This window comes from Longimicrobium sp., assembly GCA_036389135.1.
In the GTDB taxonomy this organism is placed as follows: Bacteria; Gemmatimonadota; Gemmatimonadetes; order Longimicrobiales; family Longimicrobiaceae; genus Longimicrobium.
The window spans coordinates 16556-35048 of sequence record DASVQP010000057.1 but is presented as its reverse complement, the minus strand read 5'-3'; the positions used below and the strand labels follow the sequence as shown (position 1 = coordinate 35048).

General features: G+C 68.2%; 13 protein-coding genes. 6 read left to right on the top strand and 7 right to left on the bottom strand.

The features are described 5' to 3' along the window. Both VF584_13800 and VF584_13795 read left to right on the top strand, forming a co-directional pair. Window positions 1-519, top strand: a 519-nt coding sequence (locus tag VF584_13800; GenBank protein ID HEX8211243.1) for a hypothetical protein, incomplete at its 5' end; no start/stop codon positions are given. A gap of 74 nt (window positions 520-593) precedes the next feature. Further along, on the top strand, window positions 594-1436 hold the full coding sequence (locus tag VF584_13795; GenBank protein ID HEX8211242.1) for a DUF4397 domain-containing protein: 843 nt from the start codon (window positions 594-596) through the stop codon (window positions 1434-1436). 466 nt (window positions 1437-1902) lie between these two features. Here VF584_13795 and VF584_13790 read toward each other — a convergent pair whose 3' ends face one another. The 5 genes from VF584_13790 to dnaE form a co-directional block, all read right to left on the bottom strand. After that, on the bottom strand, window positions 1903-2454 hold the full coding sequence (locus tag VF584_13790; protein ID HEX8211241.1) for a hypothetical protein: 552 nt from the start codon (window positions 2452-2454) through the stop codon (window positions 1903-1905). A gap of 155 nt (window positions 2455-2609) precedes the next feature. After that, window positions 2610-4136, bottom strand: coding sequence for a methionine--tRNA ligase (gene metG / locus VF584_13785; protein ID HEX8211240.1), 1527 nt, complete (start codon window positions 4134-4136; stop codon window positions 2610-2612). Beyond that, window positions 4133-5101 carry a regulatory iron-sulfur-containing complex subunit RicT gene (gene ricT, locus VF584_13780; GenBank protein ID HEX8211239.1) on the bottom strand — a complete coding sequence of 323 codons (969 nt, stop codon included), beginning with the start codon at window positions 5099-5101 and terminating at the stop codon, window positions 4133-4135. Before ricT ends, metG begins: the two co-directional genes overlap by 4 nt. Before the next feature lie 70 nt (window positions 5102-5171). Further along, window positions 5172-6143, bottom strand: a complete 972-nt coding sequence (locus VF584_13775) for an acetyl-CoA carboxylase carboxyltransferase subunit alpha (GenBank protein HEX8211238.1) — start codon at window positions 6141-6143, stop codon at window positions 5172-5174. A 91-nt stretch (window positions 6144-6234) separates the two neighbouring features. Next, a complete protein-coding gene (gene dnaE, locus VF584_13770; GenBank protein ID HEX8211237.1) occupies window positions 6235-11184 on the bottom strand; it encodes a DNA polymerase III subunit alpha in 4950 nt (1649 codons plus the stop codon). Window positions 11185-11737: 553 nt separating this feature from the next. On the opposite strand from dnaE, the gene VF584_13765 reads away from it, so the two are divergent. From VF584_13765 to VF584_13755, 3 genes are all read left to right on the top strand, one after another. Beyond that, window positions 11738-12823: a hypothetical protein gene (locus VF584_13765; protein HEX8211236.1), complete on the top strand. Its 1086-nt coding sequence runs from the start codon at window positions 11738-11740 to the stop codon at window positions 12821-12823. A 77-nt stretch (window positions 12824-12900) separates the two neighbouring features. Then, window positions 12901-13689 (top strand): hypothetical protein, encoded by a 789-nt coding sequence (locus VF584_13760; GenBank protein HEX8211235.1) that lies wholly within the window; start codon window positions 12901-12903, stop codon window positions 13687-13689. Window positions 13690-13727: 38 nt separating this feature from the next. Next, window positions 13728-14486 (top strand): hypothetical protein, encoded by a 759-nt coding sequence (locus VF584_13755; protein HEX8211234.1) that lies wholly within the window; start codon window positions 13728-13730, stop codon window positions 14484-14486. Between the two features lie 93 nt (window positions 14487-14579). Here VF584_13755 and VF584_13750 read toward each other — a convergent pair whose 3' ends face one another. Beyond that, on the bottom strand, window positions 14580-16529 hold the full coding sequence (locus VF584_13750) for an acyl-CoA dehydrogenase family protein (protein HEX8211233.1): 1950 nt from the start codon (window positions 16527-16529) through the stop codon (window positions 14580-14582). Window positions 16530-16835: 306 nt separating this feature from the next. Between VF584_13750 and VF584_13745 the strand changes: the two genes are divergently transcribed. Then, the gene (locus tag VF584_13745; protein HEX8211232.1) at window positions 16836-17030 is read left to right on the top strand and encodes a hypothetical protein; all 195 of its coding nucleotides are present in this window, start codon (window positions 16836-16838) and stop codon (window positions 17028-17030) included. A 30-nt stretch (window positions 17031-17060) separates the two neighbouring features. Here VF584_13745 and VF584_13740 read toward each other — a convergent pair whose 3' ends face one another. Further along, a complete protein-coding gene (locus VF584_13740; protein HEX8211231.1) occupies window positions 17061-18404 on the bottom strand; it encodes a tetratricopeptide repeat protein in 1344 nt (447 codons plus the stop codon). Window positions 18405-18493: the final 89 nt, after the last annotated feature.

Genomic DNA, 18493 nt, shown 5'->3' with positions numbered 1-18493 from the left:
GGGTTCGGTGCCGGGGTCCGCGCGCGGGGAGCTTCCCCGCGCGCGGCCACGGCCCGCCGGGGCCGCGCGGGCGCCGCGCTCGCGCTGCTGCTGGTTCCCCAACTCGCCGGGTGCTTCCAGCACGTGGGCGTCCCGGCAACGGGGCGGCCCGCCGGCGTAGAGGTGGCGGTCAGCATCACCGACCGCGGGCGCGAGGTGATGACGCCGCTGGTTGGCCCCGACGTGCGGCGCATCAACGGCCGCGTGGTGTCCAGCACGGACACGGCGCTCGTGCTGGCGGTGACCTCGGTGGACCACCTGCGGGGAGAGCCCGACCGGTGGGGTGGCGAGAGCGTCGCCGTGCCGCGCGACTTCATCTCCACGGTGGGTGAGCGGCGCCTTTCACGGGGCCGCACCGCCATCGTACTGGGGGTAGTGGCCGTGGCGGTGGCGGTGGCATCGCGCATCGCCATCGAGGGCTTCGGCACCGGCAACGGCGGCGGCGAGCGCCCCCCGCCCGAAGGACCTCCCGAACAGTGACGCGCCTTCAGCAGTTTCGCGAATCAACCACTCACCATCCGCATATATCGGATCTTATGAGATTCGGAAAGCTTGTGCTTTGCGCAGGAACCCTGCTGGGGCTTGCCGCCTGCAGCGACGACAAAGGCGTGACCGAGGGCGGGCCCCCGCCGCCGGCCGCCCTGGTCCGCTTCCTCAACACGGTGACTGACACCGGCACCGTGGACCTCCGCTTCGTGGACAAGGTGGAAAGCCTTCCCACGATGCAGGGTATCGCCTTCCGCGGAGCGAGCGGGCTCTACCAGCGCGTGGAGCCGGGCGCCCGCAACGCCCGCGTCTTCCCCACCTCCACCAACATCGACCTCACCCAGATCCGCCTGGTCGACACCACGGTGACCTTCGTGGCGGACAACCGGTACACGCTGGTGTACGCCGGCCGCGCGAACGCCAACCAGGACCGCCTGGCGGTGATCGCCGACGACATGGTCCTTCCCACGCCTCCGGCCAACAACATCGCGCTCCAGGTGCTGCATGCCGCCACGGGTGTGGCCAACGTGGACGTGTACATCACGCCGGCCGGTGCGGCGAACAACCCCAACCCGATCGCCAACGCGGTGGCGGTGGTGCGCAACGTCGCGTTCCTGGGGAAGAGTGCCTACGTGAACGTGCCGGTTCGCCCCACCTCGGGCGACAACCTGTACCAGTTCACGGTGACCGCCGCCGGCTCCACTACGCCGCTCTTCACGGCGCGGCCGAACCAGCCGGGCGCCATGCCCCCCGCGGGCGCCACGTACGGCCCGCAGCCCGGGGTGCAGATCACGGGCTCGGTAATGACCGCCGTGCTCACGAGCGGCTCGGTGCCGGGCACCCGCCAGTCCACCGCGGCCACGCAGACGCCGAACGTGGTGCTGCTGATCGACAAGGCGCTGAATCCGTAACGGACCGGCGCCTGGCGGTGAAAACCCCCTCTCCGCATCCGCGGAGAGGGGGTTTTCGGTTGTTGGATACCGATTCACTGGACCTACGAGTCCTAAGTCTTGATACCATTTAGAAGAAACCGGTGTGCATTCTGACCGGCTTGTCTCACGCAGAGGCGCAGAGACGCAGGGAGAGAACAACGGAGAAAAGCTCACACAGAGGCCACAGAAGGAACTGAAAGCCACAGAGAAAACCTTTTGCGGTTCTCTCTGTGGCTCTGTGTCTCTGTGTGAGCCATGCAGTTTCAGTTCTCTCCTGCGCCTCTGCGCCTCCGCGTGAGACTTCCTTTTCCGGCTTTGCACAAACCTGGATGACGAATGGTATAAGTGCCAAGTCCTGGAAGACAATGCTGTTCAGCACTTAGCACTTTGCACTTAGCACTTCCGGCGGACATACGCGGTTCACGATGTCTCCGTAAATCCTGTGTCAGCCCCGTGCCCGTTCCATCACCATGTTGCGGATGCGGGTCTCCAGCGCGCCGGTGGACGAGCACTGCACGGCCTCGCCGCTCAGGGTGATGGGGCGGGCCGTAGCCTGGAGCGTCGTGGAGATCGCGGTGGCACCCGCCCCCTGCGCCATCGCGAAAGTCAGCACGGAGATCTGGAGCTGGTACGTCTCCGCGTTCGGCCCGCCCTGCGAGTTGCCGCAGTTGAAGTATCGCGTGAGGAGCACGCCCCCCAGCCGCCCGCGCGCCCGCAGGCTCTGGTTGCCGATCCGGTGCTCCGCCTCGTTCCGGTCGGTGACGGGGATCTGGAGCGAGTCGTACACCGCCGGAAGCGCGCCCCAGACCCGCTCGAGGGAGTGCGGGACGACGTCGATTCGCGGCCCGTCCGCGGCCCCGGTAGTCACGCGGAGCCCCCGGCTGTTGTTCATCCCCGCGATGTGCACCGACTGCTCGGCCCCTCCGCTCCCCGCCGACGAGCCGGAAGAGGCGCACGCCGAAAGTCCCACCAATGCGATCGCTACGATGCCGCGCATACGTCCTTTGCGGAGCGGGTGAAGGATGTGGATCCTGTCATGGCAAGATTAAGCCGCCCGGGGGGCCGCGTCCAGCAAAATCGCGATTTGTGCGCAACGAAACACCCCCCTCTCGCCGGAGAGGGGGGTGTTCGTGTCTCCCCGAGGCGCTGGGTTCAGCCCTGCGCCGGCTCGGGGCGCGGGAAGAGCACGTCGCCCGTGCCCACCCGCCATCCACCCACCGCCAGCCCCGCCATCTCGTCGAAGGAGGGAAGCGCGCGCCCGCTTCCCAGGCGGCTCCAGAGCTCCTCCATCTTGGCCGGCATGAAGGGCGAGAGCAGCGCCGCCGCCACCGCCAGCGCGCGCATCAGCGCGGCGAGGGCGGCGTGGAGGTCGGCGGTGCGCTCCGGATCCTTGGCCAGCTTCCAGGGCGCCACCGCCTGCACGAACGCGTTCGCCGCCGAGACCAGACCGAGCGCTGCGGCCGCGCCCTCGTGCAGCAGCAGCGCGTCCATCGCACGTCGGTACTCCGCCAGCGCCTCCGCTATGCGCGCGTCGATCTCCGGGTGCGCGGCGTCGGGGACGAGCCCGCCGCAGTACTTGTCGACCATGGAGATGGTGCGGCTCGCCAGGTTCCCCAGCCCGTTCGCCAGCTCCGATGTGTATCGCTCGGTGAAGCGCTCCCAGCTGAAGTTGCCGTCCGCGTCCCACGGCACCTCGCGCATCAGGAAGTAGCGGAAGGCGTCGGGGCCGAAGCGGTCGATCACCTCGCCCAGGTCCAGCCCCACCCCCGCCGACTTGCTGAAGCGCTCGCCGCCCAGCGACACGAATCCGTGCCCCCACACCCGCTCGGGGAGCGGGAGCCCGGCGCACTGGAGCATCGCCGGCCAGATGACGGCGTGCAGGCGCGTGATGTCCTTGCCCACCACGTGCAGCTGCGCCGGCCACCAGGCTTCCCAGTCGCCGTGCGGATATCCGGTGTCAGTCAGGTAGTTGGGGAGCGCGTCGAACCACACCCACGTCCCCTGCTCCACGCCGTCGGAGGTGGGGCGCGGGAAGGGGATCGCCCACGAGAGGCGCGCGCGGGTGACGGAGATGTCCTCCAGGCCCCCGTCGATCAGCGCCAGGATCTCGTTGCGGCGGCTCTCGGGCTGCAGGAAATCCGGGTGCAGATCGAAGTGGCGGCGCAGGAACGCCCCGTACGCGGAGAGGCGAAAGAACCAGTTGCGCTCCTCCGTCCACTGCAGGTCGCGCGTGGGGTGCAGGATGCAGCGGCCGTCCACGATCTCGTGGTCGCGCTTGAAGAGCTCGCACCCCACGCAGTAGTACCCCTCGTACGCCTTCTCGTAGAAGTCGTTGGGGTTCCTCTCCAGGCACCGCTCGATCAGCGCCCCCACCCCGCGCCTGTGGTGCGCGTCCGTCGTGCGCACCCAGCGGTCGTTGGACACGCCCAGCCGCTCCCACATGGCGAGGAAGCGGCCGGAGAGCCGGTCCACCAGCGCCTGCGGGTCGACCCCCTCGGCGGCGGCGGCCTGGGCCACCTTTTGGCCGTGCTCGTCCATCCCCATGCAGAAGCGCACCTCGTCGCCCAACAGGCGGCGGGAGCGCGCGATGACGTCGGCCCCGATCTTTTCGAAGGCGTGCCCCAGGTGCGGGTCGCCGTTGGCGTAGTCGATCGCGGTGGTGATGTAGAACCGGCTCACTCGGGTCTCTGCTCCGGCGCCTTGCGTGGACGGCGCGGCGGGCGCTGCTGCTGCGCCGGGGTGGGAAGGGGGGCGGCGGGCTCGGCGGGCACGGCCTCGCGCGGGGCGGCGGGCTGCACCACCGTCTCGGCCTTGAGCGTGTCCAGGTCCACCACGCGCCGCTGGCGGTTCTCGTCCTGCAGCGTCACCAGGTTGCGCCAGATGTCGATGGAGACCACCCGCTCGGCGCCGTTGACCGTGCGCAGCGTCTTCCCCTCGCGGGGAAAGCGCTTGCGGGCGGCCAGGTAGGCGTCGTGCTCGTACGTCAGGCAGCACATCAGCCGGCCGCAGGTGCCGGAGATCTGCTGCGGGTTCAGCGAAAGGCTCTGGTCCTTGGCGAGCTGAAGGGAGATCGGCTTGATCTCGCGCAGCCAGGTGGCGCAGCACAGCTCGCGTCCGCACCTGCCGACGCCCCCCAGCTGCGCCGCCTCGTCCCGCACGCCGATCTGCTTGAGCTCGATGCGGGTGCGGAAGGCGCGCGCCAGGTCGCGCACCAGCTGGCGGAAGTCCACCCGGCGCTCGGCGGTGAAGTACACGGTCAGCTTGTTCCGGTCCCACTGCCACTCGGCGTCCGAGACCTTCATGTGCAGCCCGTGCTGCTGCACCATCTCGCGCGTGGTGCGGCGGATGCGGTCCTCGTCGGCGCGCAGCTCGTACAGCTGCTGCACCTCGGCGGGGTCGGCGCGGCGCAGGACGGCGGCGCTCGGCTCGGACGAGCACTTGGCGCGCGCGGCCCCGCCCATGGTGCGGACGCGGCCCAGGTCGCGCCCGCGCTCCACCTCCACCAGCACCCAATCGCCGGTGCGCAGGGTGGGATCGGTGGCGGCGAAGAAGCCTTTCCGCATCCCCTTGAACGCCACTTCCACCAGGTGGGGTGTGTTTTCGGGGGACGGGAGGGGTTGGAATACCGGAAGCTCGAGACTCACCGGGGACTTCTCCAGATCTATGCGCACGCCGGCGGGACCGGCGGAGCGGTTTCTTCCAACGGCGGCGGGGTCAGCGGGCCTGGACGGTCCGCCACTCCCCCATCGCCATGTACTTCTTCCAGCGGGCGGCGCGCAGCACGTCCACCGGCAGGTCGCGCAGCTCGCCCAGGTGGCGGAGCAGCACGTCCTTGAGCGACTGGGCGGTCACCTCCCAGTCCGAGTGCGCCCCGCCCGTGGGCTCGGGGATCACCTCGTCGATCACGTTGAGCTGCTTCAGGTCGCCGGCCGTCACCCGCATGGCTTCGGCGGCCTTTTCGCGCTCGTTGCCGCTCTTCCACAGGATGGCGGCGCACCCTTCCGGCGAGATCACGGAGTAGACGCTGTTCTCCAGCATCAGCACCCGGTCCGCCACGCCGATGGCCAGCGCCCCGCCCGACCCGCCCTCGCCGATGACGACCGCGACGCTGGGCACCTTGAGCCCCGCCATCTCGCGCAGGTTGCGCGCGATGGCCTCGGCCTGGCCCCGTTCCTCGGCGCCGATGCCGGGGTACGCGCCCGGCGTGTCGATGAGCGTGATGAGGGGACGGCGGAACTTCTCAGCTAATTTCATCAAACGCAAAGCTTTACGGTAGCCCTCCGGGTGGGGCATGCCGAAATTGCGCAGGAGGTTCTCCTTCATGTCGCGGCCTTTCTGCTGGCCGATGACCATGACGGGCTCCCCTTCGAGCCTCGCCCACCCGCCCACCACCGACGCGTCGTCGCGGAACTGGCGGTCGCCGGCGAGCTCGATGAAGTCGGTGAACATGAGCTGGAGGTAGTCCAGCGTATAGGGGCGCCGGGGGTGCCGCGCCACCTGCACCCGCTCGATGGGCGAGAGGTTGCGAAAGGTGTCGGTCTTGAGGTCGTGGAGCTTGCGTTCCAGGGAGCGCAGCTCGCTGGTCACGTCCAGCCCGCGCTCGCGTGCCAGCGTGCGCAGGTGGCCGATCTGGTCTTCGACCTCGGCGATGGCGCGTTCGAAATCGAGATGGGCTACAGTCGCCATTAAACACAGGGATTAGGGATTAGGGATGAGGGATTAGACGATGCCGGAGCCGGAACGGCAACCCCGAGCTGCGGGTGCCGTTCCCAATCCCTCATCCCCCATCCCTCATCCCTCGTTTCTTCCACGGCTCGTCGCGCTGCGGCACCGGCGTGGGCGGCGGGGCATCGCGCTGCAGGCGCACGCGGTCGTCGCCCAGGGTGGCGCGAAGGGCCGCGAGCAGCTCGTCGCGCGGGCTCACGCGCAGGGTGCGGGAGCGGAGGCGCGCGGCCTCCTCCCCGCCGCTCTTCCACAGCACCGTCACGGGGCCGGGGCCCGCGTGCTCGGCCAGGATGCGCTTCGCCTCGTCCACCGCGGCGGCGTCCGGGCCGCCGCCGCCCAGCTCGATGCAGACGCCCACTTCGCCGCTCTCGCGCACCCCGTCCAGCGGGATGGCGCCGTCCAAAAAGAGGGGCGGATCCTCGTCGTCGCGCTCGCGGTTGCTCACCGCGCCACGGATGACGACGGCGGCGTCCTGCAGCAGCACGCTCTTGTATTTAGCCCACGACTCGCCGAACGCAAGGACCGTGGCGGTTCCGTGGAAGTCCTCCACCGTGATCCGCCCCCACTCCGAGCCGTCCTTTTTGCTGATCTGGCGTGCCGCCTCGGTCACCACGCACGCGAGCTCCACCTTCATGTCGCGCATGGACTTGAGGCTCGCCGTCGTGACCCCGCGGCTCTCGAACAGCGCCACGTCCTCGCGGTAGCGGTTCAGCGGGTGGCCGGAGATGAAGAACCCGAGGATCTCCTTCTCCCGCGTCAGCCGCTCGCTCTCGGTCCACTTCGCTACCGCGGGGAGGACGGGGGCCTGCACCAGCGTGGCCGTCCCTCCCTCGCCGCCGCCCATCAGCACGTCGAACAGGTTGTCCTGCGCGCTGTCGCGCTCCTTCTGGATCATCTGCGCCGTGGCGAAGGCCGAGTCCAGGCCCGCCAGGAGCTGTGCCCGCTCGCCCGCCGTGGCGAAGCCGTCCAGCGCGCCGGCGCAGATCAGCGCCTCCAGCACGCGCTTGTTGCACAGCCGCAGGTCGATGCGGCAGAGCAGGTCGAACATCGACTTGAAGGGCCCCTCCGCCTCGCGCGAAGCCAGGATGGACCGTACCGCTCCCTCGCCCACCCCGCGGATAGCGCCCAGCCCGAATCGGATGCGGCCGGTGCCCTCGCCCACCACGGTGAACTTCCAGTTGGACTCGTTCACGTGCGGCGGCAGCACCTCGATCCCTTCGCGGCCCACGCGCGGGATGTACTTCCCCATCTCGCGGCACTGCTGGATGTACGCCACCACGTCGTCGATCTTGTCGACCACGGACGACATCAGCGCCGCCATGAACTCCGCCGGGTAGTGGCACTTGAGCCAGGCCGTCTGGTACGCGAGCAGTCCGTAGGCCGCGGAGTGGCTGTTGTGGACGATGATGTCGTTGGCCACGAAGTTGTGTGTGACCGGCACCTCCAGGTCGTACGTCTGCTTCTCGCCGACGTACTCGATGGATTCGACGCGGTCCCACAGCACGTCACTCGCGGCGTAGCGGCGCAGCTCCGCGTCGCCGAAGTGCTCCGCCAGCATCCCGACGGTCCGGCGCGTGAAGCCGATCTTGTTCGGGTTCGTCCCCACCGGGTAGAAGTCGCGCGACGACACGTCCGCGCCCGCTTCTACCTGCGCCCAGCTCTCCCCGGCGCGCTCCCTGGCGGCGCGGACCAGCGCCCGCACACCCACCGGCACCAGGTCCTTGGAGGGGCCCTGTGCGGGAGCCTCCATCACCAGCCGCTCGACCGCCTCGCGCCGCGCCGCGCTGAGGAAGCGCCCACCCACCGTCTCCGCGAAGCGGCGCAGGTTCTCGTTGCCGGTGACGAACACCTGCCATCCGGTGCGCGTCTCGCCGCGGTACGGGAACTCCACCTGCCGAATGCGCCCCAGGATGCCGAGCCGCAGCAGCAGATGCTGCACCTGCCCGGCGAGCCGCTTCGACGACGTGGCGTAGAACAGGCTGCGGTCGCGCGCATTGATGTGCCCGTCGCCCGCCCACATCCGGCTCAGCAGGAGCGCGATCTGCGGGTTGGTCAGCGTGAACGCGTCGGCCGGCACCTCCTTCTCGGTCGCCGTCTTCCCCAGCATCCCCAGGCGGCCGGCCCAAGTGAAGATCTCCGGAGCGGCGGCGCGATCCTCGCGCGCGGCATAGACGTGCGTGGTGCCATCCTTCTCGCCAAGGGTGCAGCGCACGTTGCCGAAAGCCTCGGCCGCGGCCACGTAGTCCGCGATCTCCGCCGGGTCCTGGTTGTAGAAGTACACCGAGTGCGGGTGGCACAGGTTGCCCTCCGCCAGCAGGTGCCCCAGGGCGAGCACCTCGTGCTCCGGCCACTCCGCGGACCCCTCCACCGGCAGCATCCGCGGTACGGCGAGGTGCACACCGGGCTTCAGCTCGCCCAGCGGGCGCCACCCGTCGAACGTCAGGAACGGGTGGTTGTCGGTCGCCTCGATCTCGCGGCCACTCTCGGTGCGCAGGCGGAAGACGGGCTTCACGCCGTTGTCCATCACGTCCGCGACCGTGCCACGCCCCAGCTTGAGCGCATCCACGTCGCAGGTGGCGACGGCGCCGAGCGACGCGCGGCGATGGTAGAGGTCCTCGATCCGCACCAGCCGGCCGGTGGCGGCGTCCAGCACCTCGGTGTCGCCGGGCAGGCACTTGTTGAAGCCGTAGCGCCCGAACGCCTGAATCTGGTCTGACAGATCCTGGATCGCGCGGCGGTCGTACCCCTTCTCCACCGCCTTGTCCACGAACTTGCCGAGCTCCTTCTTGATCAGCTCCTCATCCTTCTTGCCCACCGCCTTACGCAGCACGTCGGCTTCGGCCAGGGAGAGGCCGCCCAGGATCTGCGCGATACGCATCACCTGCTCCTGGTACACTATGACGCCGTACGTGGGCTCCAGCACCTCCGTCAGCTCGGCGAAGGGGTACCGCACCTCCTCCTGTTTGAGCTTGCGGCGGATGTAGACGAGGTCCATCCCCATGTCCAGCGGCCCGGGGCGCACCAGTGCGTTGGCGGCGATCAGGTCGTCGAAGCGGTCCGCCTTCATGGCGCGGATCTTTTCCGTCGCCAGCGCGGATTCGAACTGGAAGACGCCCGCCGTGCCGCCGCGCGCCAGCATCTTGTAGACCTCCGGATCATCGAGCTCGATGTCCTCGGCGCGCGCGTACTCCTTGCCGGTCACCGGATGCTTGAGCGCCCCGTGCCGCGTGCGGATCATCACCACGGCATCGTGGATCACCGTGAGCGTCTTGAGCCCCAGGAAGTCCATCTTGAGCATGCCCGCCTTCTCCAGGCAGTTCATGTCGTACTGGGTGACGATGATGGACTCGCCGTTTCCGCCCCCCGACCCCTTGCTGCTCTGCGTGCAGATGGGGACGTACTCGTCCAGCGGCCCCGGCGCGATCACCACGCCGGCCGCGTGGACGCTGGAGTGGCGCGCGAGCCCCTCCAGCGTCATCGAGTGGTCGAGGAGGCTCCTGTAGCGCTCCTCCTTCTCGTACAGCTCCTTGACCTCGGGGATCTTGTCGACCGCCTCCTGCACCGTGAGCGAGTACGCGGGCGAGTTGGGGATCAGCTTGGCGAGCCGGTCCGTCTCCGCGGGGAGGAAGCCGAGCGTGCGGCCCACGTCCTTGACCACCGCGCGGCTCTTCATCGTCCCGAAGGTGATGATCTGCCCCACCGCGTCGCGCCCGTACTTGTCGCGCACGTACTCGATGACCTCGCCGCGGCGCTCGAAGCAGAAGTCCACGTCGATGTCGGGCATCGACACGCGCTCGGGGTTCAGGAAGCGCTCGAAGAGCAGGTCGAACTGGATCGGGCAGATGTCGGTGATCCCGGTGCAGTACGCCACGATCGACCCAGCCGCCGATCCGCGCCCCGGCCCCACGGGAATCCCGTGCTCGCGCGCCCAGCGGATGAAGTCCGCCGTGATCAGGAAGTACCCCGAGTAGTCGAGCTTGGGGTTGCAGATGACGCTCAGCTCGTACTCCGCACGCTCGATGATGTGGGCGGGGAGCACGGCCTGCGGGTCGGAACCGGCCGGGGCGCCGGGCGCGTAATGCTTCAGCGCGCCGTCCCACACCCACGCGCGCAGCATCTCCGCCTCGCTGCTGAACCCTTCCTTGTCCACCGGGAACGCCGGAACGAAGTAGCCCTTGGGGTAGCTCCAGTTGCACTCGTCCGCCACGCGCAGCGTGTTCTCCAGGACGTCAGGCCGGTCCGGGAAGCGCTCGCGCATCTCCTCCCCGTTCTTGAAGTACAACTGATCGTCGTACTTCATCCGGTTGGCGTCGTGGAAGTCCTTCCCCAGCCCGATGCAGAGGAGGACGTCGTGCGCCTGGTGGTCGCTGGAGCGCAGGAAGTGCGTGTCGTTGGTAGCCACGACAGGGGCCCCCGTCTCCTGGGCCAGTTTGAAGATGCGCCGGTTGAGCTCGTCCTGGCCGCTGGAGTTGTGCGCCTGCACCTCCAGGTAGTAGCGGTCGCGGAACACCTCCTGGTGCCACTCCACCGCCTCGCGCGCCTGGTCCCAGCGGTCCTCCATCAGGTGCTGCGCCACCTCCCCCGCCAGGCAGGCGGAGGAGACGATGAGCCCCTCGGAGTACTTCGCCAGCACCTCGCGGTCGAGGCGCGGCTTGCTGTAGAACCCCTCCGTGTAGCCGATGGAGGTGAGCTTCGACAGGTTCTTGTACCCCTGCCGGTCGCGCGCGAGGAGCACCAGGTGGTAGTACCCCTTTTCGCCCTTGACCTTGCCGCGCTCGTGCCGCGAGCCGGGGGCGACGTACGCCTCCATCCCCACGATGGGCTTGATCCCGGCCTTCTTCGCCTGTTCCTGGAAGAGCCACGCGCCGAACATGCACCCGTGGTCGGTGAGCGCGAGCGCGGGCTGCTCGAACTCCTTGGCGCGCTTGATCAGGTCCCCCAGGCGGTTGGCGCCGTCGAGGAGCGAGTATTCGGAGTGGCAGTGGAGATGGACGAAGGACATCGAGATACGGCTGTAGGTGAGTTCCGTCCACACCATGGTGAAGGACGCGAACTGCGTACGCCACAACGGCTTGGCGAGTTGCCTAGAACGGTATCGTACACCGCTCGGCCTCGTTGGGTGCTAGGCGCTGAATATGCCGAAGGCAGGGGGAATAGGGAAGGGAAGCAGGCCGCTTCCGCCGCTCCCGCCGCTCTGAGGCTCGGTGCCGGAGCATCTCGTAGCCGGGAAGCCCGATCGCTTTGAAGGCGCGGTGCCACCTCGTGCGGCGTACCTGGGTGGGTGCGCTCCTCTCTGCCGCGTTTTCAAAGGGACCTTTGTAGACCCGGTGCGCGGCCGCGCGATGCGGCCATCCCGCGGACACCTGGTCTCTGGTCCCCCGCGAGATATTTGGCCGAGCGGCAGGGGAGAGTCTCGCTGCGGCGAGTCACGGGCCAACAGTAGAAAGTTGCGGCGGCTAAGATGCGAGAAATTTCTTGCACGTCCGCCGCGAAAGCACTACCCTGCTCATCTTCAGCGAAGCACGAGTGGGGCAAAAGGGATCTGGAGCTAGAGAATGGACAAACGCAGGATTGACGCGATAGTCTCGGAATACGAGACTCGCCTCAGCCTCTACACCGATTTCGGCACGCACGCGCAGGGGCTTATCAAGAACAAGCTGGCCAAGGCAGGTGTCGCGATCCACCACATAACGAACCGGGTAAAGGATCCGGTGAGCCTGCGGAGGAAGATCAAGCGCAAGAACTACACTGCGCTGGAAGACATCACCGATTTGGTGGGCATCCGCATCATCACTCTGTTCGTGGACGGTATCGACGACGTTGCCGCGGTCCTCCCCGCCTTTTTCGAGATCGACGACACTCGCTCCGTGGACAGGCGGGAAGCTGAGTCGTCGGAGCGGTTCGGCTACCAGTCGCTCCACCGCATCGCCTCGTTCAACAAGGACCGCGAGAAGCTTGACGAGTACAAGGACTTCGCCGGGCTTTTCTGCGAGATCCAGATCCGTTCCGTCCTCCAGCACGCTTGGGCCGAGATCGAGCACGACCTAGGCTACAAGAACGAGGCAGCGGGGCCGGATGACCTTCGCCGGAGATTCTCCCGGATCTCCGCGCTGCTGGAGGTGGCGGACGACGAATTCGTCCGCCTGCGCCGTCAGGTTGAGCGCGCCACGGCGGCCGACGTGATCGAGGCGAGCCCGGCCACGGCCGAGATAACGCCCGTCTCGCTCGGCGTGCTCCTGAGCTCCGACCCCGTTGCGCTGGAACTCCTGAAGCAGCTCGAGAAAATTTTCGGCACGCCGCCTAGCGAACTCGACATCTCGTCGCTCAACGAGCGCGTGAGAGAGCTGCTTTACCTTGGCATCAACAGCGTGGAAAAGCTACGTGATGCCCTCGCCGCGCACCAACAGGTCATCCCGAAGTTCGCGCAGAGATTCTTTGGCCGCACCTTCGGCGCTAACTGGACGAGCTCGTTCCTCCTGTTCCTTTGCGTCCAGGTCCTCGCGGCGCGGCGGCCGCGTACCGAGGAAGAGGCGGTAGCGACGTTCACCCAGTTGGAGATCGCTGCACCGCCGGAGAGGCGTCGGTACGTGCGCGAGATCCGCGGTTTCCTGGACAGCGCCGGGGGGGAACCGAACAACTAAGGACCGGAACAATGTCGAACTTCCATGAATCGGTCGCGAAGCTGAGCAAGGTGGTGTCCGCCGCGGAGATGGCGGCGGTGCTGAAGATTCCCAAGGCGGAGCTCGAGGACCGGTTGGCCGGCGGTCAGTCGCGGCAGCACCCGCCCCCGCCAGGGTGGCGGAAGGCGCTCGCGTGTCTGGCGAGGGAGCAGGGCTCCACGTTGGGCGCGATGGCGAAGGCTTTGGAGACGGAGGACGGGGCGTCGGGCGCGGAGTACGACATTCTGCAAACGCACATGAAGTACATCATGTTCGAGGAGCGCTCTGAACTCATCAAACTGCGGAAGATCCGCACGCGTAAGGCGCTGCGCGAACTCGTGCTGGACCGCTATCCCGCCATCGGCTCACCCGATGGTGAACGCGAGCCCCCCATCCGCCACTTCTACTCTCTTCCAGGCACGGCCACGCGCCGAAAGGATGGAGACCAACCCTTCATCATTGATCTACACGAGGGAGAGGTCTTCGAGGCGGACCAGGAGTACGCCATCGTGTTCGGCTACTTGGTGGAGCTTCCCCTCGTAGAGATACACCCGGACCCTGAGCGGGAGTCGCTCGAGGCGCACGCGCCCCTTGGCAGAGATCTGCTCCGCATCGAGATGCACCTGCCGAAGACGCGGCGTTTCGGTGCGGAAGACGAAGTAGAGGTGTACGCCCACTATCCGGACCGCGAGATGCGCCTGACGCCTGGTACCGAGTACGTGCTGAAGATCGACGACCGGTTCAAGAACGTGGATGGCTCCCCCAGCACCGACGTGCTTCGCCTGCGCATGCATCCGCCCGAAGGAGTGCGCTTCGTCCGGGTCGTCTGGCCGTGGACACGCGTATGATCGCCGCTTCCCGTCCGAGCGCTCACTCGGGGAGCGGGGTGAGCGAGCAGAGACTGCGCATCGCCGTGACCACGATTGCCCTCGCCTTGGCGGCGGCTCACCACCTCTGGCCTGAGATCCGCATAGACGCATTTACGGGGATACTGCTCGTAGTGTCCGCCCTTCCGTGGGTGGGATCCATCATCAAGGCAGTCGAGCTTCCTGGCGGAGTGAAGTTGGAGCTGCAGGAGATCCGCCACGAAGCATCCGAAGCGCGTGGCGCGGCCGAGAGCGCGGCACTCCAAGCGGGCGCAGCTCTCGCTGCTACTACGGCCACGACCGCACCGAATCCCGTGGACGGTTCTCAGATCCCCGGTTTCGAGCAGCTCGCCGCGGAGTACAACCACATCCGGGAGACGATGAACCGCAGTCCGGCGCGCCTGTCGGCCATGAACGCAGTGGCCGGCAGGATGCTCGCGCTTGCACCGCAGCATCCTAGCTTCGATGTGCGGAGCGCCCTGGCCAGCGTAGATCGGGGGATGCGGCTCGCGGCATACATCTACCTCTATGGTAAACCGGATCCCCAGTACTTAGGCGCGGTGACTGACGCACTCACCGGCCTAGAAGACAAGCCGTTCAACGAATACTGGGCCATTCGCGCGATCGGGAACCTTGCGGCGGTGGGCGAGGGAGGCCGCCTTCCGACCGTAGTCTGCCGAAAGCTACACACCTACTACCGCAGTCTGGCCGCGAGCACGGACCGCCACTTTGAGCTGGGCCGTGTGCTGGCTACCGCGTGCGACAAGGATTCGGAGTAGGCAAACGGCTCTTGGCCGCAGTGAGACAGAATAGCACAGAGGCACAGAGACGGCGTCATCTCTGTGCCTCCATGCTATGTGTGCGCCCACGTTCTACGCCCCTCCACCGAGCTGCGTCGCCACGCGCGTGTCCGAGAGGTTGCGGTCCACGGGGAGGGGGGACGCGGGGACGGCGGCGATGGAGCCGTCGCGCACCGCGGGGATGGCGCCCTCCTCCAGCCAGGCGTAGCGCCCCTTGAGCACGTCCTGCGCGAGCTTGTAGGTGAAGTCGTCGGCGTTGTCCGTCACGCGGCCGAAGAGCTCCTTGATGCGGATGCGCGCGCGGCGGCAGAAGAGGTCCGCCACCAGCGCCGCCTCGCGGCCGTGCGGCTCGTCGCGCATGGAGTGGGCGCGCACGCAGGCGGCCGTCATGGCGAAGAGCTCCGCGCCGATGTCCACGAAGCGGCCCAGCAGCGCCTGCTTCCGCTCCAGCTTGGCCTGGTAGCGTCCCATCGCGAAGAACATGCTGCGCGCCAGCTTGCGCGAGGTGCGCTCCACGTAGCGGATGTGCTTGGCCAGCCGCCCGAACTCCGAGTACGCGTTCGGGATCTGCCCGCCGCCCACGAAGCGCTTCGGCAGCCAGCCGGCGTACCAGACGCCCGCCTTGGCCATGGCGCCGATCTTCTGCCCGAAGCTGATGTCCGGCTTGATCAGGTCGCCGGCCACGGCCAGGTGCGTGTCCACCGCCTCGCGGGCGATGAAGAGGCGCATGATCTCGCTGGAGCCCTCGAAGATGCGGTTGATGCGGAAGTCGCGCATCATCCGCTCCACCGGGATCGGCAGCTCGCCACGCGCGGCCAGGGAGTCGGCCGTCTCGTAGCCGCGCCCGCCGCGGATCTGCAGGCAGTCGTCCACGATCTTCCACCCCATCTCCGTCGTCCACAGCTTGGCGATGGCGGCTTCCAGGCGGATGTCGTTCTTGGCCTCGTCCGCCAGCGCGGAAGCCAGCTCGGCCACCGACTCGATGGCGAAGGCGTTGGCGGCCATGTCGCCCAGCATCTGCGCCACGGCGTCGTGCTTGCCCACGGCCGCGCCCCACTGCACCCGCTCCGCCGCCCACTTGCGCGAGACCTCCACGGCGACCTTGGCGCCGTACGCCGCGCTCATGGGGAGCGTCAGGCGGCCGGTGTTCAGCGTCATCAGCGCCAGCTTCAACCCCTTCCCCTCGCCCCAGATCACGTTCTCGCGCGGGACGCGCACGTTGTCGAAGCGGATCACGGCGTTCTGCAGCGCCTTGAGCCCCATGAAGTGGCAGCGGTGCGTGATCTCCACCCCCGGCGTGTCCACCTCCACCACGAACGCGGTGATCTGCGGGATCTCCTTGCCGTTCTTGATCTTGGACGGCGTCTTCGCCATCACCACCAGCAGCTCGGCCAGGGTGCCGTTGGTGCACCACAGCTTCTCGCCGTTGAGGATGTAGGCGGTGCCGTCCTCGGTGAGCGTGGCCGTGGTGGCGAGCGCCGCCGGGTCAGACCCCACCCCCGGCTCGGTGAGCGCGAAGGCGGAGATGGCGCCCCTGGCCAGCCGCGGCAGGTACTTCTTCTTCTGCTCCGGGGTGCCGAACATCTTCATCGGCTGCGGCACGCCGATGGACTGGTGGGCGCTGAGGAGGGCGGTGAGGTTGCCGTCCTGGCTGGTCACCATCCCGATGGTGCGCCCGTAGCCGAGCTGCGAGAGCCCGATGCCGCCGTACTCCTCCGGGATCTTGAGCCCGAACGCGCCCAGGTCGCGCAGCCCCTGCACCACCTCCGGCGGAAGCTCGCCCGTGCGGTCGATGGCGTCCGAATCGACCTCTTCCTCCATGAACTTCCGCAGCTTCGCCATGTAGGCGTCCGTCTTCGCCCGGTCCTCCGGCGTCTGCTGCGGGAAGGGGTGGATCAGGTCCAGGCGGAAGTTGCCGAGGAAAAGCTCGCGGACGAAGCTGGGCGCGGTCCATTCGGTCTCGCGCGCCGCTTCGGCGACCTCGCGCGACTCCTGCTCGCTCGGTGCGGTCTGGGCACTCATCACACGATCCTGGTTTGCTGGGATAGGGAAGACGCGCCGCGATTCGGACGAAACCGGAAAGCGGCAAAATGAAAGCTACGGGTGAGCCGTGCTCACGCAACACCCACTCCCGTGCGCAGGAACGTTCCAATCACCGCTCCTATTACGCCAGGTGCCGTCATAATCCTGCGAACAAAGCCTCACAAAGAATGGCGATAAGAGAGCGATTCCGGTCGGGAGCGGCGTGGTAGCTTGGGTCTCGGCTCCGGTAACGTTGGGGTGTCCACAACGGACAACAACGAAAACCAGCTTCTACGGAGCTTTCAGATGAAGTTCGCCCGCATCATCCCCGCTTTCGCCTCGCTCTCCCTGATCCTCGCCGCCTGCGAAGCCACCCCCACCTCCGGCGACATCGCGCCTCCCACCACGGGCCGTCACGAAGACAATCCGCCGCCGCCCCCGCCCCCCCCGCCGACGGACACCACGGGGATAGGCGGAGGGGTGAAGGGGAGCGGCAACTGAGGCGTACCCGGGCGGGAGCGGCCGCGGAGACTACTCCACGGCCGCTCTCCCGCGCAGGTAACGAGTGAGGTCCGAGGCCAGCCCGCGCACCAGTGCATCATCCTCCGAAGACGATGCCGCGGCGGAGAACTGAAGCCTGCGCGTGACCGAATCGAGCACCGACTCCGCCTCGGCCAGCACGTGCGCCTCCTTGCGCCGCACCGCGATCTCTCGCGCGGTCGACGCGGCCCGCTCGGCTCGCGCCCAGTCGCCCAGGCTGGTGGCCCCGCGCGCCGCATCCATGAGCGCCCAGGGTGCGTTCTCGCGGTTGTGCCAGTCCCCCGCGTAGCTCCAGATGTTGTCCCACGCTTCGTCGTAGATCGTCCGGTCACCCGCCCCTCCCGCCGCCCGCGCGATGTTGCCCCAGCTCAGCAGCTGCTCGCACGGGTGGGTGATGTGCGGATGCGCGGCGCGCAGCACGTCCAGCGCCGGCGCGAACTCGCCGCGGAGGAGCCAGAGGAGGCCGATGTCGCTGGCGAGGACGGGGAGGCGGGGGTGCCGGGGACCGTAGGCGCGGAAGGCGAGACGGGCCAGGTCGTTGGCCTCGCCGAACTGATCGGTCTGCACGGCGATGGCGAAGAGATCGTGGTATGCGCTCGCCTGAAGCTCCCGCAAGCCGTGCCTTCGCGCCGCGCGGAGCCCGCGGATCAGGAAGCGACGCGCCGCAGGGTAGTTGCCACGCTGGATGTAGAGGTTCGCCAGCCCCAGGAAGGCCCGCGAATACGACTCCCAATCCTTCGCCTGCCTCCCCAGCCCGATCACCCGGCGGAACCAGCTCTCGGCCCTGGGATACTCCGCCCGCCTGCGGGCCAGGAGCCCCACGCGGAATCCCATGGCCGCGTCGCGGGGAGAAGCAATGGCACCGGCCTGCGCCCAGGCGAGCGCCGTTCCCGGCAGGTCCCGCTCGTCCGCCCACTTCGACACGTCCAGGCAGGCCGCGGTAAGCTGCGCCCGCGTGACCTCGCCCGGCGCCCGCAGCACCTCGGCGGCGGCCCGCAGCGGCGCCTCCACCGCGGAGTCGAAGCCGGCCGCTTCCATCTGCGCGACCAGGCGGGGGTGCGCGCCGGCGGTGAAGAAGTCGGCGCGGTCCGCGCTGTGGCCCTCGGGGCCCGTGGCGTCCGGATCTGGGCGGCGCTCGTCCGGATCGGCGCTCCCCCACAGCGACACGTCGCGCGCGAGCTGGAACATCACCAGCGCCTGCGCGCCCTCCATCTCCGTCAGGATCTCACCACCTTCCAGCTGCTCCGGGCCGTGCATCAGCGCCGGGGGAACGTGCCAGCGCCAGCGGCGCCTCGGCTTGCGAGCAGGGCGTGGAGGGGGGGACGAATCGGTCATCGACTGGGGCTCCGCGTGCCAGGAGGTGGGGGTGTCGTGCTAGAAGGGATCAGGCCGTGGTATCCTGCCCGCGCGGTGGCGCGGCGGGA